Genomic DNA, 14,560 nt, shown 5'->3' on the forward strand with positions numbered 1-14,560 from the left:
TGTTATTCCTATATACACTTTCATTTTTATATTAACGACCGTTAGTTTTTTCTCCTATATTTGTTGCATAAACAACTATGTATGCAATTTCATTTGTCTGAAGAACATTTGATGATACGCCAGGCAGCCAGGGATTTTGCACAGAACGATTGCCTGCCCGGAGTGATTGAAAGGGACGAAAAACAACAGTTTCCCAAAGAACAGATCAAAAAACTGGGTGAACTCGGTTTTATGGGTATGATGGTGGATCCGAAATACGGCGGGGCCGGAATGGATACCATCAGCTATGTACTCGCTATGGAGGAAATCAGTAAAGTGGACGCGAGTGTGAGCGTATGTATGAGCGTAAACAACAGCCTGGTGTGCTGGGGACTTGAAAAGTTTGGGAGTGAAGAACAGAAGCAGCAATACCTTGTGCCGTTGGCGAAAGGGGAGAAGATCGGCGCTTTCCTGTTGAGCGAACCGGAAGCCGGCAGTGATGCCACCTCACAGCGTACCATCGCAGAAGACAAAGGCGATCATTACCTGCTGAACGGCACAAAGAACTGGATCACCAACGGATCTTCCGCGGAAATATATCTTGTGATGGCACAAACCGATGTAGCAAAAGGTTCAAAGGGCATCAACGCGTTCATCGTGGAAAAATCATGGCCCGGAGTAACCGTGGGGCCTAAAGAAAACAAAATGGGCATCCGTGGAAGTGATACGCACAGTATCATGTTCCAGGATGTGCGGGTTCCCAAAGAGAACAGGATCGGTGAAGATGGTTTCGGTTTCAAATTCGCCATGAAAACACTGGCGGGAGGAAGGATCGGGATCGCGGCACAGGCGCTCGGCATTGCAAGCGGTTCCTATGAACTGGCCCTTAAATATTCAAAAGAAAGAAAAGCCTTCGGGAAAGAGATCATGCAGCACCAGGCCATCCAGTTCAAACTGGCGGATATGGCTACAAGGGTAGAAGCGGCCCGGTTGCTGTGCCTGAAAGCCGCCTGGGAAAAAGATAACGGTCTGGACTACACGCTCAGCAGTTCCATGGCCAAGGTTTACGCATCTGAAACCGCCATGTGGGCAAGCACGGAAGCCGTTCAGGTGCACGGTGGCTATGGTTATGTGAAAGAATACCATGTGGAACGCCTGATGCGCGATGCCAAGATCACACAGATTTATGAAGGTACTTCTGAAGTACAACGCATCGTGATCTCCAGGGGAATTCTCCAGTAATGTTGAGGAAGGTTTTAAGTGGTACGGTAAATGTTGGGATGAACGGATAGGGTTGAAAACCCGGATGATTTATCTTTACAATGTTGTTGTGTAAGATTAAATTGCAACGCCAACCTGTACTGCACCACTTAAAACCTAAAATCAACATTGTTAATGGGCATCAATCTCGTTCAATACAGGCATCTTCTTCAAACGCTTCCTCAGGATGTTACGCTGGTGGCGGTTTCCAAGCTGAAACCCGCTTCCGATATTCTTGCGCTTTACAATGAAGGCCACCGCGATTTCGGGGAAAATTATGTACAGGAACTGACGGATAAACAGGGCCAGTTACCTAAAGATATCAACTGGCATTTTATAGGACATCTGCAATCCAATAAAGTAAAATACATAGCGCCATTTGTAAGTCTGATCCACGGTGTGGACAGCTTGAAATTGCTGGCTGAAGTGAACAAACAGGCGATTAAAAATAAAAAGACCATCCCGGTATTGTTACAGGTGCATATCGCGAAGGAAGAAACCAAGTTCGGACTGGACGCAGCGGAACTGGATCAACTGATACAGGAAATACAGGGGCAACCTGAAATATGGACGGGCATTCGGCTCTCCGGCTTGATGGGCATGGCCTCTTTTACGGAAGATGCCAGCCAGGTGAAAGCGGAGTTTGATATATTGGCAGAACTTTTCGAAAAATACAAGCCTGTGCAAACCGCAAACATCTCGTTCCGTCACCTTTCTATGGGGATGAGCAACGATTATGAGCTGGCCATTTCCTGCGGAAGCAATATGATACGCATCGGCAGTATGTTGTTTGGCGCACGAAACTGATTTAGCGGTATTCCCCGAAAACTTCTCTTAACACGCCCGCTATTTCGCCCAGGGTGCAATGCGCCTCTACGGCATCGATAACGAGCGGCATCAGGTTGTTGCCGTTGGTGGCGGCGGAACGTATCGCATCAAGGCAGTCAGAAGCTGTTTGGTTGTCTCTTTTCTCCTTTAACAGGGTTATTCTTTCCGATTGAACGGTTCTGATCGTTTCATCGATCTTCATCACGGGGATGGCGGCTTCATCTTCTACACGGAACTTGTTCATGCCCACAATCACCTGCTCGCCGCTTTCAATTCTTTTCTGGTATTCGTAAGCGCTGGCAGCTATTTCCTGTTGCATGAACCCATCTTCGATGGCTTTCACACTTCCGCCCATTTCATCAATGGTGGCCATCAGTTCCAGCGCCTTTTGTTCAATCGCGGCAGTCATGGCTTCCACATAATAACTACCCGCCAGCGGATCGGCGGTATCGGCGGCCCCGCTTTCGTACGCAACGATCTGCTGGGTGCGGAGCGCGATGCGCGCCGCTTCTTCGGTGGGCAGACTCAACGCTTCATCATATCCGTTCGTATGTAAACTTTGAGTTCCGCCCAATACGGCCGCAAGCGTTTGAATGGTGACCCTGCTGATGTTGTTCAGGGGCTGCTGCGCCGTGAGCGTACTTCCGCCGGTTTGTGTATGGAAACGCAGCATCATGGCCTTTTCGTCGGTAGCGCCCAACGATTTCATCATATTGGCCCAGATCTTCCTGGCGGCCCTGAATTTGGCCACTTCTTCCAGCATATTGTTGTGCGCGTTGAAAAAGAACGAAAGTCTTTTCCCGAAAACATTGATGTCAAGTCCTTTTTCAAGCGCCGATTGCACGTAGGCCTTACCGTTACTTAAGGTGAAAGCGATCTCCTGTACTGCCGTACTGCCTGCTTCCCGGATATGATATCCTGAAATGGAAATAGTGTTCCATTTCGGCAGTTCCTTACTGCACCATTCAAAAATATCGGTGATGATGCGCATGGACGGGCGTGGAGGGTAGATGTAAGTTCCTCTCGCAGCGTATTCTTTCAGGATATCGTTCTGTATCGTGCCGGTGAGTTTGGAAAGATCTGCGCCCTGCTTCTTGGCCAGCGCCACATACATGGCCAGCAGGATAAAGCCCGTGGCGTTGATGGTCATGGAAGTGGAAACGTCTTCCAATTTAATGTTGTGAAACAACCGCTCCATATCTTCCAGCGAATCGATGGCCACACCTACTTTCCCCACTTCTCCTTCCGAAAGCGGGTGATCGCTGTCGTAACCGATTTGTGTTGGCAGGTCGAACGCCACGCTCAGGCCCATTACACCTTGTGAAAGCAGGTAGTGGTACCGTTTGTTGCTTTCTTCCGCGGTTGAAAAGCCGGCGTATTGCCGCATGGTCCAGAGGCGCCCACGGTACATATCGGGTTGGATGCCCCTGGTGTATGGGAACTCGCCGGGAGAAGGGGCAGCCGTGGCAGGCAGATCATTGGGGGTATAAATGGTTCTTACCTCGATCCCTGAAGAGGTTTCAAGTGGCTTATTTTTCATTTGGCAGGCAGTTTAGGTAAATAGATTACATCAGTTTCTTGGCTTCGAAACTGAGTGCTTCGGCAACAACATTGTGCAGGGACGCGCCAGGCGTATTCGCCAGCAGTTCCAGCAAATGGCGGTTGAGTTCCTGTGCGGAAGCCTCTGGCGGCATAAAGCCCGCCACTTTGTTGATGATCATGATGTTCTGCTCTTTAAAACTGGAGAGCGCATGCCATGCTTCAGGACTCACATAAATCTGCTGGGTAATGTTATGGTCGTACTCCTGGCGAATGGTATGTACAAGTATCTGCTGCATTTCAGCCGCCGAAATATCGGCTCTGCCCACACGTTGAATCAGGTTCGGAAGCGCAATACGTTCCGCCAGTAAAATCAATCTTTCATAAGCCTGAAGGCGGAGCGGGAGTACCTGGTAAGGTTCCTGTTGCGGAGCCGGGGGCTGTGCCGCTTTTCTGCGTTCTTTCCAGAAAAGATAAGCGAGTATTCCACTGAGAAGGGCCGCCACAGCAACCGCCCAAAGCATGGCCTGATCTGAGATATACAGCAATGTAACTGTCATGTTAATGTCCGTTCTTTTTTCAAAAATAAGGGAAAGTAAGCACGCTTTATTTTTGTTGTATATTTGTACAAACAAATATCAGAATGGAAACGATGGTATCAATACCCATAAGCCTTACGGCCAATGCGGTGGAAGAAATAAAAAGACTGATGAACGAACCTGGATTTGACGCTTCACAGCAATTGAGGATCGGTGTAAAAGGAGGTGGTTGTTCGGGCATGACCTATGTACTCGGCTTCGACCAATCCATGGATGGTGATGAAAGTTTCGAAATAGAAGGCATCCCGTGCATCATGAACAAATCGCACCAGATGTACCTTTTCGGTATGCAGGTGGATTGGCAGGATGGCCTGAACGCCAGAGGGTTCACGTTTACCAACCCCAATGCGAGCAAAACCTGTGGTTGCGGAACATCATTCTCCGTTTAGCCACTCACGTTGAAGCGGTAACCTATCCCGTGAATGGTCTCCAGTTGAAGGGTGTTATCGGGTTTGATGTGTTTCCGGAGTTTGGTCACGAAAACATCCATACTTCTGCCCAGGAAATAATCATCTTTTCCCCAAACGTTCAGCAATACTTCTTCCCGTTTAAGGATCACATTTTTATTTTCACAAAAGAAGCGGAGCAATTCTGCTTCTTTTTGTGTTAAAGAACTGGACTGTTCGCCGTTGTATATTTTGAGTTCGTTAAACTTGAAAAGGAGGGAACCAATCTGGTATTCCACCACGTTGGAACTCTGTATTTTCTTACTGCGGCGCAGAAACACTTCCATACGCAGCAACAGTTCCTTCATGCTGAAAGGCTTGGTAATATAATCATCCGCGCCGGTCTCGAAACCTTTGATGCGGTCTTCTTCCATGGATCGGGAAGTGAGAAAGAGGATGGGGATCACGTCCGACTGCTGCCTGATCCTCGATGCCACACTGAACCCATCTCGCGCGGGCATCATGATATCCAGCAACACGATATCATGCAGGTTCTTGTCAAAACTTTCAATAGCTGTTTGTCCATCGGTGCACAGGGCCACTTCATACCCTCTTTCTTCCAGGTTATCTTTGATCACAAAACCGAGGGCTGTATCATCTTCGGCAAGCAGGACTTTGATCTTTTTTTCGCCGCTCAAAGGCATAGGTTTGAATTTATTGTGGAAGATACACAATAAATTCACTGCCTTTACCATCTTCGGAACGAAGTTCAATTTTTCCTTTGTGCCGGTCCACTATTTTCTTTACGAAATAGAGGCCCAGGCCGAAGCCTTTTACATTGTGGATATTGCCCGTGGGCACCCTGTAGAACTTCTGGAACACCCGTTCCTGGTGGGCTTTGTCCAGTCCCGGGCCATTGTCCCGGCAACTGATGGCGCTCATGTTTTTTTTCCTGAAAGTGGACAATATTATTTGGGGATGGGCGGAATATTTCAGGGCGTTTTCCAATAAATCTATCACCACCATCTGTAGTTGTTGTTCATCCGCCTCCACTATACTACAGGCCGGATCAATACTGAAACGGATGTCCGCATTCTTCTTATGAATAAGTGGTTCGAGCAGCGATACGGCGTGTTCAAATATGGACCGAACCACTACTTGTTTTTTTTCCGGCGCCATCAACCGTTGATCGGTAAGCGAAATTTTTAATAATTTATCTACCTGTCCCTGCAAGTGATCCGTTTGCTGCTGTATGATGGAACCGTATTTTTTAAGCTTTTCCGGTTGTTTCAGGATCTGCTCGTCGGTAAGCACATCACTTGCGATTTTCATTACCGCCAAAGGGGTTTTGAATTCGTGCGTAATGTTGTTGACGAAATCTTTCTGCAAAACATCCATCGATCTTCTACGGGAGAAACAATAAAAACAGGCCGCTATGGCCACCAGCGCAAGTAAGACTAACGCGGCGCTCCATATTGAGAAACTGACCTGTTCTCCGGGATAGCCTTCCGGAACTTTTTCAGCATTACTAATGAAAAGGTACAATTTTCCCAGCCAGAACACCTGGCACACCAGCGCCACCAGAACCAGTGAGCCGGTTACCAGTAAAATATACCTGAGGGAGGATGCCCGCATGGAACGCAAATTGATAATCCGGTAAATTTCCGAACCTCAATTGGATTATGGTACTTGATCCTGGTTAATCAGATGTTAACCGGTACTTCTCCCTGAAAATGATTTGGTTAACGCCCCGTTAACCACTAATATTTTTTTCTAAATATTTAATATGTTTTCTATCTTTACTGAGCAATATCACAAAACATTAACAAATCAAAGTCATTATAAACTAGCTAGTAAGGTTTAGCAAGGGTTAACTTGGCGCTGCTTGTCTAAGCAGCGCATTTTTTTTGCCGCAACCTTAGCATTACAGCTTTTCCTGATCAGAAATATTTTCCCGTAAATAATTGGTCTTCTTTAAAAGCATAAAAAAAGTCCCGCGTTTTGCGGGACTTTTCATTATCTGTATTAAATCGGATTAAGCTTTGGCCGCTTCATTTTCCGCGGGGGCGTTGGCAGCTGCGTCCAGCTTCTTACTCTTACCGAGATCAAGCAGGACAGGGGCGGCAACGAATACGGAAGAGTACACACCGGTGAACACACCGATCAGCATCGCGAACGCGAAACCTTTGGTTACTTCACCACCTACCAGGAACAGGATCAGAATGGTGAGGAACACGGTGAGTGAAGTGATGATGGTACGGCTCAGTGTTTCGTTGATGGAACGGTTGATGATGGCACTGTAAGAAGCACCTTTCATCAGGCCGCTGTTTTCGCGGATCCTGTCGAACACCACCACGGTATCGTTCATTGAGAAACCGATCACCGTAAGGATGGCCGCGATGAAGTGTTGGTCAACTTCCAGCGGGAAGGGCACTACATCTTTCAGGAAAGAGAAGATGATCACCACAACCAGTACGTCGTGCAGCAAGGCTACAATGGTACCGGCGGCGAATCTCCAGTCACGGAAACGAAGCACGATATAGATGCTGATCAGTACGAGCGACCAGAAGGTGGCCCATTTAGCACCGGCTTTCAAGTCATCGGATATCGTGGGCAACACTGTTTTGCTGCCTTGTTTGTAGGTTGTGGAGAATTGCTCATAAGTTGTTCCTTCAGGCAGGAAGGATTTTACGCCTTCATACACTTTGGTTTGAACCACGGAATCAACGGATGCACCGGTTTCGGAGATCATGTAAGCTGTTGTGATCTCCAGTTGGTTAGCGCCGCCCACTGTTTTCAGAATAGGCGCTTCGGTGAGTGTTTTCTCGAGTGCGTCACGAACCTGCTCCACTTTCACGGCCTGCGGGAAGCGCACAGTGTAACTGCGTCCTCCGGCGAACTCAACACCGTAGTCGAATCCGTGGAAGAAGGAAGCGATTCCCAATGCGATTACAACAAAGAACACCACGTAAGCGGCTTTACGCATACCGGTGAAGTTGTAGTTCGCATTCTTCAGTAGGTTGCTGGCCAGTTTGGTGAAATATTTAAAGTGACGGTCCTTCTTGGTCCAAACATCTGTGATCAGCCTTGAAACAAGGATACCGCAGAACAGGGAGAGCAGGATACCGAGTATTTGTGTGGTCGCGAATCCGAGTACGGGACCCAAACCAAAGTAGAAGAGGATGATTGCGGTAAGGAGTGTGGTGATGTGACCATCCAGCACCGGAGCCATAGACCTTCTGTAACCATCGGCAACGGCCAGTTGATAGGTCTTCCCTCTGCCCAGTTCTTCCTTTATACGTTCAAAGATCAGTACGTTAGTGTCCACCGCCATACCAATGGTAAGTACCAGACCGGCGATACCAGGCGCGGTTAATGTTGCGCCGAGTGCGCTCAGGATACCAACGGTAAAGAGCAGGTTCAGGATCAAGGCGATATTCGCTACCCATCCGGCGGTGTTGAAGTACACCAGCATCAGGATGAAGATTACAGCGAAAGAGAGGATGAATGCGAGGGAACCACCTTCAATCGCTTCCTGACCAAGTGTTGGTCCTACTTGCTGCTCCTGCACGATCTTGGCAGGTGTAGGCAATTTACCCGCTTTGAGGATATTCGCGAGATCCTGCGCATCTTCAATGGTATAACTTCCGGAGATACGGGAACTTCCGTTGGGAATTGGTTCGTTCACATTAGGAGCGGAATAAACGAGGTCGTCCAGTACGATGGCGATCGCACGGCCAACGTTCTTTTCGGTCATCTGCGCCCATATTTTGGCACCTGCCTTATCCATTACCATGTTTACGTTCACCTGGTTGGTGATGGGGTCGAAATCCTGTCCCGCATCAATGATGCGCTCACCTTCCAGGCGGGCACTAGCCGTACCGGGAAGGGTCTTTATAGCGTAAAGGGGCACAAAATTCTGTGCTTTACCATTCTTGTCTTTTTCGGCTATGCCAAAGAGGAAACGTACATTCTGAGGGAACTTACTCAGGAAAACGGGGTTGTCCAAGTAAGCGCGCAATGCGAAAGTGTCGGCAACGGCAACATAACCCAGGGCTGGGGAGAATTCAGGTCTTCCGTCCTGGTTCTGGTCAGAAGGAGGAATGAATTGCACCATGGAGAGCAGGGGGTGCTCGGCACGTTGTTGTTCCATGGAAAGCGCTGCGCTGTCTTTCGCGGCGGCTGCGCCCGTATCTTTTCCTTTATTTCCGGCCAGCATTTCGGAGAGGTTCTCACTCGCCGCTTTCGTGGTGTCGGTTGAAGTAGTTGCTGCTGCCGTAGTATCGTCGGAGGTAGCAGTAGCTGCTGCGCCTCCTTTCAGGTAAGCGACCAGTGCTTTTTCGCCTTCTGAAAGTGAGTTGTCGAGTTCCTGGATGTTGTAAAGCTCCCAGAACTGGAGGTTGGCGGAAGACTGCAGGTATTTACGAACACGTTCAGCATCGTTCACTCCGGCGAGTTCAACGGTGATGATACCTTTGGCTTCATCCAGGTTCACGTTGGGCTGGGCCACACCGAATTTATCGATACGTGTCTGCAATACGCGGTAAGTACGTTTTACGGCTTCAGTAGCTTCTTTCCTTACTTCGCGCAGCACTTCCTCATCGGAAGAACCGATCTTGATGTTTTTGTTGTTGGCGTTGGCGAACAGGGAAGCGAGCCTTGCACCGGGGGCCGCTTTTTTATATTCATCAGCGAAAAGCGTGATGTAATCAGCATCGCTGGTAGACTTACGTTTGGTCGCGTTCTCCAGTGCTTTCAGGAAGTTGGGGTCCTTGGAGTTGTTGGCCATGGAGCGGATCAATCCTTCCAGTTCCACTTCCATTGTAACGTTCATACCACCCTGGAGGTCAAGTCCCAGGTTCAGTTCACTTTCCTTGGCTTTCTGGTAGCTGATGGCGCCGCCAATACCATAGGTGAGGGTCTGGTCCTTGGTGCTGTCGAGCAATCTTGCGAGCCGTGCTTCATAGAGCTGATCCAATGTATCCTTGTAAAGCGCTTGGAGGTCTTTGTTTCCGGGATATTTTTGTTCAGGGGTCGGGAGCGAGGAAATGGCTTTTCGTGCCTTCTCTTCCATCTTACTTTCATGGCTGTTCACAAACCAGGTAAAAGAAAGCTGGTATAAAGAAATCACGATCAGTGCAATCGTAAAAAACCTTACCAATCCTTTCAGTTGCATACGTATTAGTGTTTACTTTTATTTTTCAAAGATGGCAAAGATAGTATTTACGGTAAAAAAAAGTACATAGCGCCATATATTGTTAAAAATCATGTCTATATAGTATTTTAACGATGATTTATACGTTGGCAGGCAGTAACTTGCGTGTATGAAACAAATGTTGCTGCTGTTGGCTTTGTTCAGCCTGGCGCTGGTTTCCTGTGAAAAGGAGGAACTCCTTCCCGGGAAAAGCGCCGGTTTTGTATTTGTTCACGCTTCGGACACCACGGGAAGCGCGCTGGTTACCTTGAGCGGGGAAGAAGTGGTGCGGTCGGGGCTGAACTATGGAGAAAGCACGGCAACAACGGATCAACCCTATATTTTTACAGCTTCAGGCATCAGGAATGTTTTGATTAGTTCTGAAGAAAAGAATGTAGTGGCGCCCTACAATACTTTGCTCTCCGAAAATCGGCTTTTCAGTTGCTGGTTATACGATACGCTGCAGGCAAACGGAAAAAGATCCCCCAACGTGTTGCAGTTAACGGACCAGTTATTCGCTTTAAACGACAGCACGCATTTCCGATTCCTTCACCTTGCTACAGGCAAAAACGAAGTGGCGCTGCGTCTGGTTCGTGCAACCACTACCGATACGCTGGTGGTTGGCGGACTGAAATCACTGCCACTGAACAATGCGAATACTACGTCGTTGGCGACTTTCAGCCATTTTCTGAAAGAGGGTGATTTCAAAGTGGAACTTATCGATAATACCGGTGCTATTCTGCAAACCCAACCCGGGTTCACTGTGGCAAAAGGTACTTATACCACCTTCTATACTTCCGGCGCTTACAATTCTTCCGCGCCTGTACCATTTTCTTTGAATTTTATCCAACATAGGTAACGCATCATTAAAAAATCGGTTACCTTTGCTCACTTTTGTCAAGAATCAACTAATTATGGAACTATCTTCATTACTCGACCGGTTCGCAGAACCGGAAACCCTTAAAATGGCCAAACTGGGCCGCGAATTAAGGGCGCAGGGCATCGACGTGATCGACCTCAGTCTTGGTGAACCCGATTTCGATACGCCCCAGCACATTAAGGATGCCGCTATTAAAGCCATCAACGACAACTGGAGCCACTACACACCCGTTGCCGGTTTTCTCGACCTGAAAGAAGCGGTTTGCACCAAACTGAAACGCGACAACAACCTCGATTATAAACCTGAACAAATCGTTACTTCCACAGGTGCCAAACAAAGTCTGGCCAATGCCATTCTTGCACTGGTAGATGAAGGTGATGAGGTGATCATTCCCACCCCATACTGGGTAACTTATTCCGAACTGGTGAAGATCGCCCGCGGAAAAGTAGTGGAAGTGCGCACCAGCCCCGCCGCGGAATTCAAAATATCTCCCGCGCAACTGGAAGCCGCCATTACACCGAAGACTAAACTCTTCATGTTCTCTTCTCCCTGCAATCCTTCCGGTGCGGTATATACGAAGAGTGAACTGACCGCCCTCGCGGAAGTGTTCAAAAAACATCCTAATGTATTCATCATCTCCGATGAAATTTACGAATACATCAACTTCGAAGGTCAACACGAGAGCATCGCCCAGTTCGATGAACTGAAAGACCGCATCGTGATCATCAACGGACTGAGTAAAGGTTTCGCCATGACCGGCTGGCGCCTCGGTTACACCGCTTCCAACGTAACGGTGGCGAAAGCGATGGAAAAACTGCAGGGCCAAATCACCAGCGGTACCTGTTCCATCACCCAGAAAGCAGCGGTAACGGCGCTTACAGGCGATATTGCGCCTTCCATGGAAATGACCAAAGAATTCACCCGCCGCCGTCAGCGCGTGCTGGAACTGATCAAAGAAGTGCCGGGCGTGACCTGCTTCGAGCCACAGGGCGCCTTCTACATCTTCCCCGATGTATCTTCTTATTATGGAAAGTCCGATGGCACCACCACCATACAGAATTCCGCTGATTTCTGTATGTATGTGCTGAATACGGCACACGTGTCTTCCGTAATGGGTGATGCCTTCGGTGAACCTAACTGCGTTCGTTTCTCCTTCGCCAACAGCATGGAGAATATCGAAAGAGCATGGGCCCGCGTGAAAGACGCGCTTTCGAAACTGAAGTGATTCCATTTACATACCATACCCTTACTTGTTGGCATACCGGCAGGTAAGGGTATTCTTTTTGCAGCATACTTACAATCACATTTCCCCACCCGGTTTATGATTAAGCCGTAACTTGTAGTATGTTCAGAAGGGCGCGCAATTTTCTACGATTCAAAAGATTCCTCCACCAGCTTACCATTGCAGGCATTGCCGTAAGGAACCTGTTGCTGCGCATGCTTACCTGGTTTATCCCGCTGCTCAGTTTTTTATGCGGCGCGATAGTGGTGTACGATCTTGGATTCAATACTTTCTACAACAACCAGGTTCAGCTTTCACTGGTACTGCGCTTTCTGCTGCTGCTGCTGGTAATCGCCATGGCGCTCCGTTTTACCGGGGAATGTTTTGTGCCGAAAAAACGGTCGGCGCGTGTGTTCCATCTTGTGTTGCTGGTACTCTTCTTTTACCTGTACAACGGACCTTCCTGGGACAATATCATCCTGGCCGGAGAACGGACCAATACTTATTTCATCAATAAACTGGTGCTGTACGGCGGGATTCTGTTCTTATTGATTACCGAAGCCTCGCATTTGCTGGGTTTTATTTATAAGAAAAGTTTCAACCCCGCATTGCTTTTCGTGCTGAGCTTTCTCCTGATCATCCTGGTAGGAACAGGATTGTTATCCCTGCCAAGGGCCACTGTGGAGGGCATCAGTATTACCGACGCGCTTTTCACGGCCACCAGCGCGGTTTGTGTTACCGGCCTTACCGTTGTGGACACGGCCACGCATTTCACCACTTTCGGCCATGTGATCCTGTTGTTGCTGATACAGATCGGCGGATTGGGCATCATGACTTTCGCCGGTTTATTGGGATATGCCATGTCGGGTGGCGCTTCCTTCCAGAGCCAACTCGCGTTGAAGGACATGATGAGCGGAGATAAGATCGGCACGGTGATCCGGACCGTGAACCAGATCATCCTGGTTACGCTTTGTTTCGAAGCCGTGGGTGCATTCATATTGTATTTCTCCCTCGAAGATGTTTTGTTTGAAAGAAAATTGCACAAGGTATTCTTCAGCGTATTTCATTCCGTTTCCGCTTTTTGCAATGCCGGTTTCTCCACCTTGCCCGACGGTCTTTTCAACTTTCATTTCCGGTTCAATTATTTCCTGCACATTGTAATTGCCGGGCTGATCATTTTGGGTGGAATGGGCTTTCCCATCGTGTTCAATATCTACAATTACGGACTCTCCAAAGCATTCAACCTGAAACAAAAGATACTGGGAAGGGACAATAGAAGGTATACGCCCCGGCTCATGAACATCAATACCCGGTTGGCACTGGTTACCACTACAATACTATTGGTGGCGGGCACCATAAGTTTTTTCATTTTTGAACAAAATGCCGGACTTATCGTGCATCCCACGATGAAAGGCAAGATTATCAGCAGTTTTTTCGGCTCCGTTACGGCCAGAACCGCGGGATTCAATACAGTTGACACGAACGTCATGCGGTTGCCCACCATTATGATCTACCTGTTGCTGATGTGGATTGGTGCGTCGCCAGGTTCAACTGGTGGCGGTATCAAAACAACCACGGCCGCGGTGGCCTTGCTGAATATGGCCAGCATCATTCGGGGAAAGGACAGGACTGAGTATGCAAAGGTAGAAATATCCAAACACTCCATCAACAGGGCGTTTGCCATCATGATGCTCTCGCTGATCGTGATCGGGGTGGCGGTATTCCTGCTCTCGGTAAACGACGGGCATTTTGGTTTGATTAAACTTTCTTTCGAAGTGTTTTCGGCATTTTCAACAGTAGGACTCACACTTGGTTTGACGCCTTCGCTTACTGATTTCAGTAAGGTGGTACTTGTCGCCACCATGTTCATCGGAAGGGTGGGGGCGCTCACTTTGTGCGTGGCACTGGTGAAACAACAGCAGCAACTTTATTACAGGTACCCGCAGGAAGAGATCAGTTTCTGATGCGGTTTAAAATTTGAATGATGAAATTCGTAGTATTTGGTTTGGGCAATTTTGGCGCCTCTCTTTCGCAGAAGCTGGTGGGTTTGGGGCATGAAGTGATTGGCACGGATGTAAAGCCTGAACTGGCCGATAAACTGAAAAACAGGATCACGCATACCATTACGCTTGACGCGACCAACCGAAGCGCGATGCAGGTGTTGCCACTGGCCGATGTAGAAGCCGCCATTGTGGCGATAGGAGAGAATGAAGGCGTAAACATTATGGCCACCGCTTTGCTGAAGGAACTGAAAGTAAAGCGCATCATCTGCCGGGTTACTTCTCCTTTGCAAAAGACGGTACTCGAAGCCATGAACATCAACGAGTTCACCTATCCTGAAGAAGATTCCGCTGAACGACTGGCTTACAAACTGGATGTAAAAGGCGCTATCGATTCGTTTAAGGTATCCGATGAATACCAATTGCTGGAAGCCGAAATTCCTGTCCGTTTTTTTGACAGGAAAGTGTCCGAAATTGAATGGACGGAGAAGTACAAAGTGCAGCTTGTAACCATTATCCGTAATGTTGAGGAGAAAAATATCTTTGGTTTGAAAGGACGAAAGCCAAAGGTACTGGGCGTTCTTTCCTCGGACACCACGATGCGCGAAGGGGATATATTGGTGCTGTTTGGCGCTATCGGCGACCTGGAGCGGTTCCTCGAATCCTGAGGACT

At 48.3% G+C, this 14,560-nt stretch carries 12 protein-coding genes; 7 read left to right on the forward strand and 5 right to left on the reverse strand.

Annotated features, from left to right (window positions below):
- Positions 1 to 81 precede the first annotated feature (81 nt).
- Both M4J38_RS06805 and M4J38_RS06810 read left to right on the forward strand, forming a co-directional pair.
- The gene (locus M4J38_RS06805) at positions 82 to 1,221 is read left to right on the forward strand and encodes an acyl-CoA dehydrogenase (protein ID WP_251758790.1); all 1,140 of its coding nucleotides are present in this window, start codon (positions 82 to 84) and stop codon (positions 1,219 to 1,221) included.
- Between the two features lie 153 nt (positions 1,222 to 1,374).
- Positions 1,375 to 2,046 (forward strand): YggS family pyridoxal phosphate-dependent enzyme, encoded by a 672-nt coding sequence (locus M4J38_RS06810; protein ID WP_251758791.1) that lies wholly within the window; start codon positions 1,375 to 1,377, stop codon positions 2,044 to 2,046.
- 1 nt (position 2,047) lies between these two features.
- Here M4J38_RS06810 and M4J38_RS06815 read toward each other — a convergent pair whose 3' ends face one another.
- Positions 2,048 to 3,607, reverse strand: coding sequence for a methylmalonyl-CoA mutase (locus tag M4J38_RS06815; RefSeq protein WP_251758792.1), 1,560 nt, complete (start codon positions 3,605 to 3,607; stop codon positions 2,048 to 2,050).
- 25 nt (positions 3,608 to 3,632) lie between these two features.
- Positions 3,633 to 4,166, reverse strand: coding sequence for a hypothetical protein (locus M4J38_RS06820; RefSeq protein WP_251758793.1), 534 nt, complete (start codon positions 4,164 to 4,166; stop codon positions 3,633 to 3,635).
- Positions 4,167 to 4,249: 83 nt separating this feature from the next.
- Here M4J38_RS06820 and M4J38_RS06825 point away from each other — a divergent pair, with 83 nt between their 5' ends.
- Positions 4,250 to 4,594 carry an iron-sulfur cluster assembly accessory protein gene (locus M4J38_RS06825; protein ID WP_251758794.1) on the forward strand — a complete coding sequence of 115 codons (345 nt, stop codon included), beginning with the start codon at positions 4,250 to 4,252 and terminating at the stop codon, positions 4,592 to 4,594.
- On the opposite strand, the gene M4J38_RS06830 is transcribed toward M4J38_RS06825, so the two are convergent.
- From M4J38_RS06830 to secDF, 3 genes are all read right to left on the reverse strand, one after another.
- On the reverse strand, positions 4,591 to 5,289 hold the full coding sequence (locus tag M4J38_RS06830) for a response regulator transcription factor (RefSeq protein ID WP_251758795.1): 699 nt from the start codon (positions 5,287 to 5,289) through the stop codon (positions 4,591 to 4,593). The genes M4J38_RS06825 and M4J38_RS06830 overlap by 4 nt on opposite strands.
- Before the next feature lie 16 nt (positions 5,290 to 5,305).
- A complete protein-coding gene (locus M4J38_RS06835) occupies positions 5,306 to 6,226 on the reverse strand; it encodes a sensor histidine kinase KdpD (RefSeq protein ID WP_251758796.1) in 921 nt (306 codons plus the stop codon).
- A gap of 400 nt (positions 6,227 to 6,626) precedes the next feature.
- Complete coding sequence (gene secDF / locus M4J38_RS06840) at positions 6,627 to 9,767, reverse strand: protein translocase subunit SecDF (protein ID WP_251758797.1); 3,141 nt, start codon at positions 9,765 to 9,767, stop codon at positions 6,627 to 6,629.
- Positions 9,768 to 9,915: 148 nt separating this feature from the next.
- On the opposite strand from secDF, the gene M4J38_RS06845 reads away from it, so the two are divergent.
- The 4 genes from M4J38_RS06845 (at position 9,916) to M4J38_RS06860 (ending at position 14,555) form a co-directional block, all read left to right on the forward strand.
- Positions 9,916 to 10,644, forward strand: coding sequence for a hypothetical protein (locus tag M4J38_RS06845; RefSeq protein ID WP_251758798.1), 729 nt, complete (start codon positions 9,916 to 9,918; stop codon positions 10,642 to 10,644).
- 55 nt (positions 10,645 to 10,699) lie between these two features.
- Positions 10,700 to 11,890: a pyridoxal phosphate-dependent aminotransferase gene (locus tag M4J38_RS06850; protein ID WP_251758799.1), complete on the forward strand. Its 1,191-nt coding sequence runs from the start codon at positions 10,700 to 10,702 to the stop codon at positions 11,888 to 11,890.
- A 119-nt stretch (positions 11,891 to 12,009) separates the two neighbouring features.
- Positions 12,010 to 13,851 (forward strand): TrkH family potassium uptake protein, encoded by a 1,842-nt coding sequence (locus M4J38_RS06855; RefSeq protein ID WP_251758800.1) that lies wholly within the window; start codon positions 12,010 to 12,012, stop codon positions 13,849 to 13,851.
- A 20-nt stretch (positions 13,852 to 13,871) separates the two neighbouring features.
- Positions 13,872 to 14,555: a TrkA family potassium uptake protein gene (locus M4J38_RS06860; protein ID WP_251758801.1), complete on the forward strand. Its 684-nt coding sequence runs from the start codon at positions 13,872 to 13,874 to the stop codon at positions 14,553 to 14,555.
- Positions 14,556 to 14,560: the final 5 nt, after the last annotated feature.

The sequence above is a fragment of the Parasegetibacter sp. NRK P23 genome (genome assembly GCF_023721715.1).
GTDB lineage: Bacteria > Bacteroidota > Bacteroidia > Chitinophagales > Chitinophagaceae > Parasegetibacter.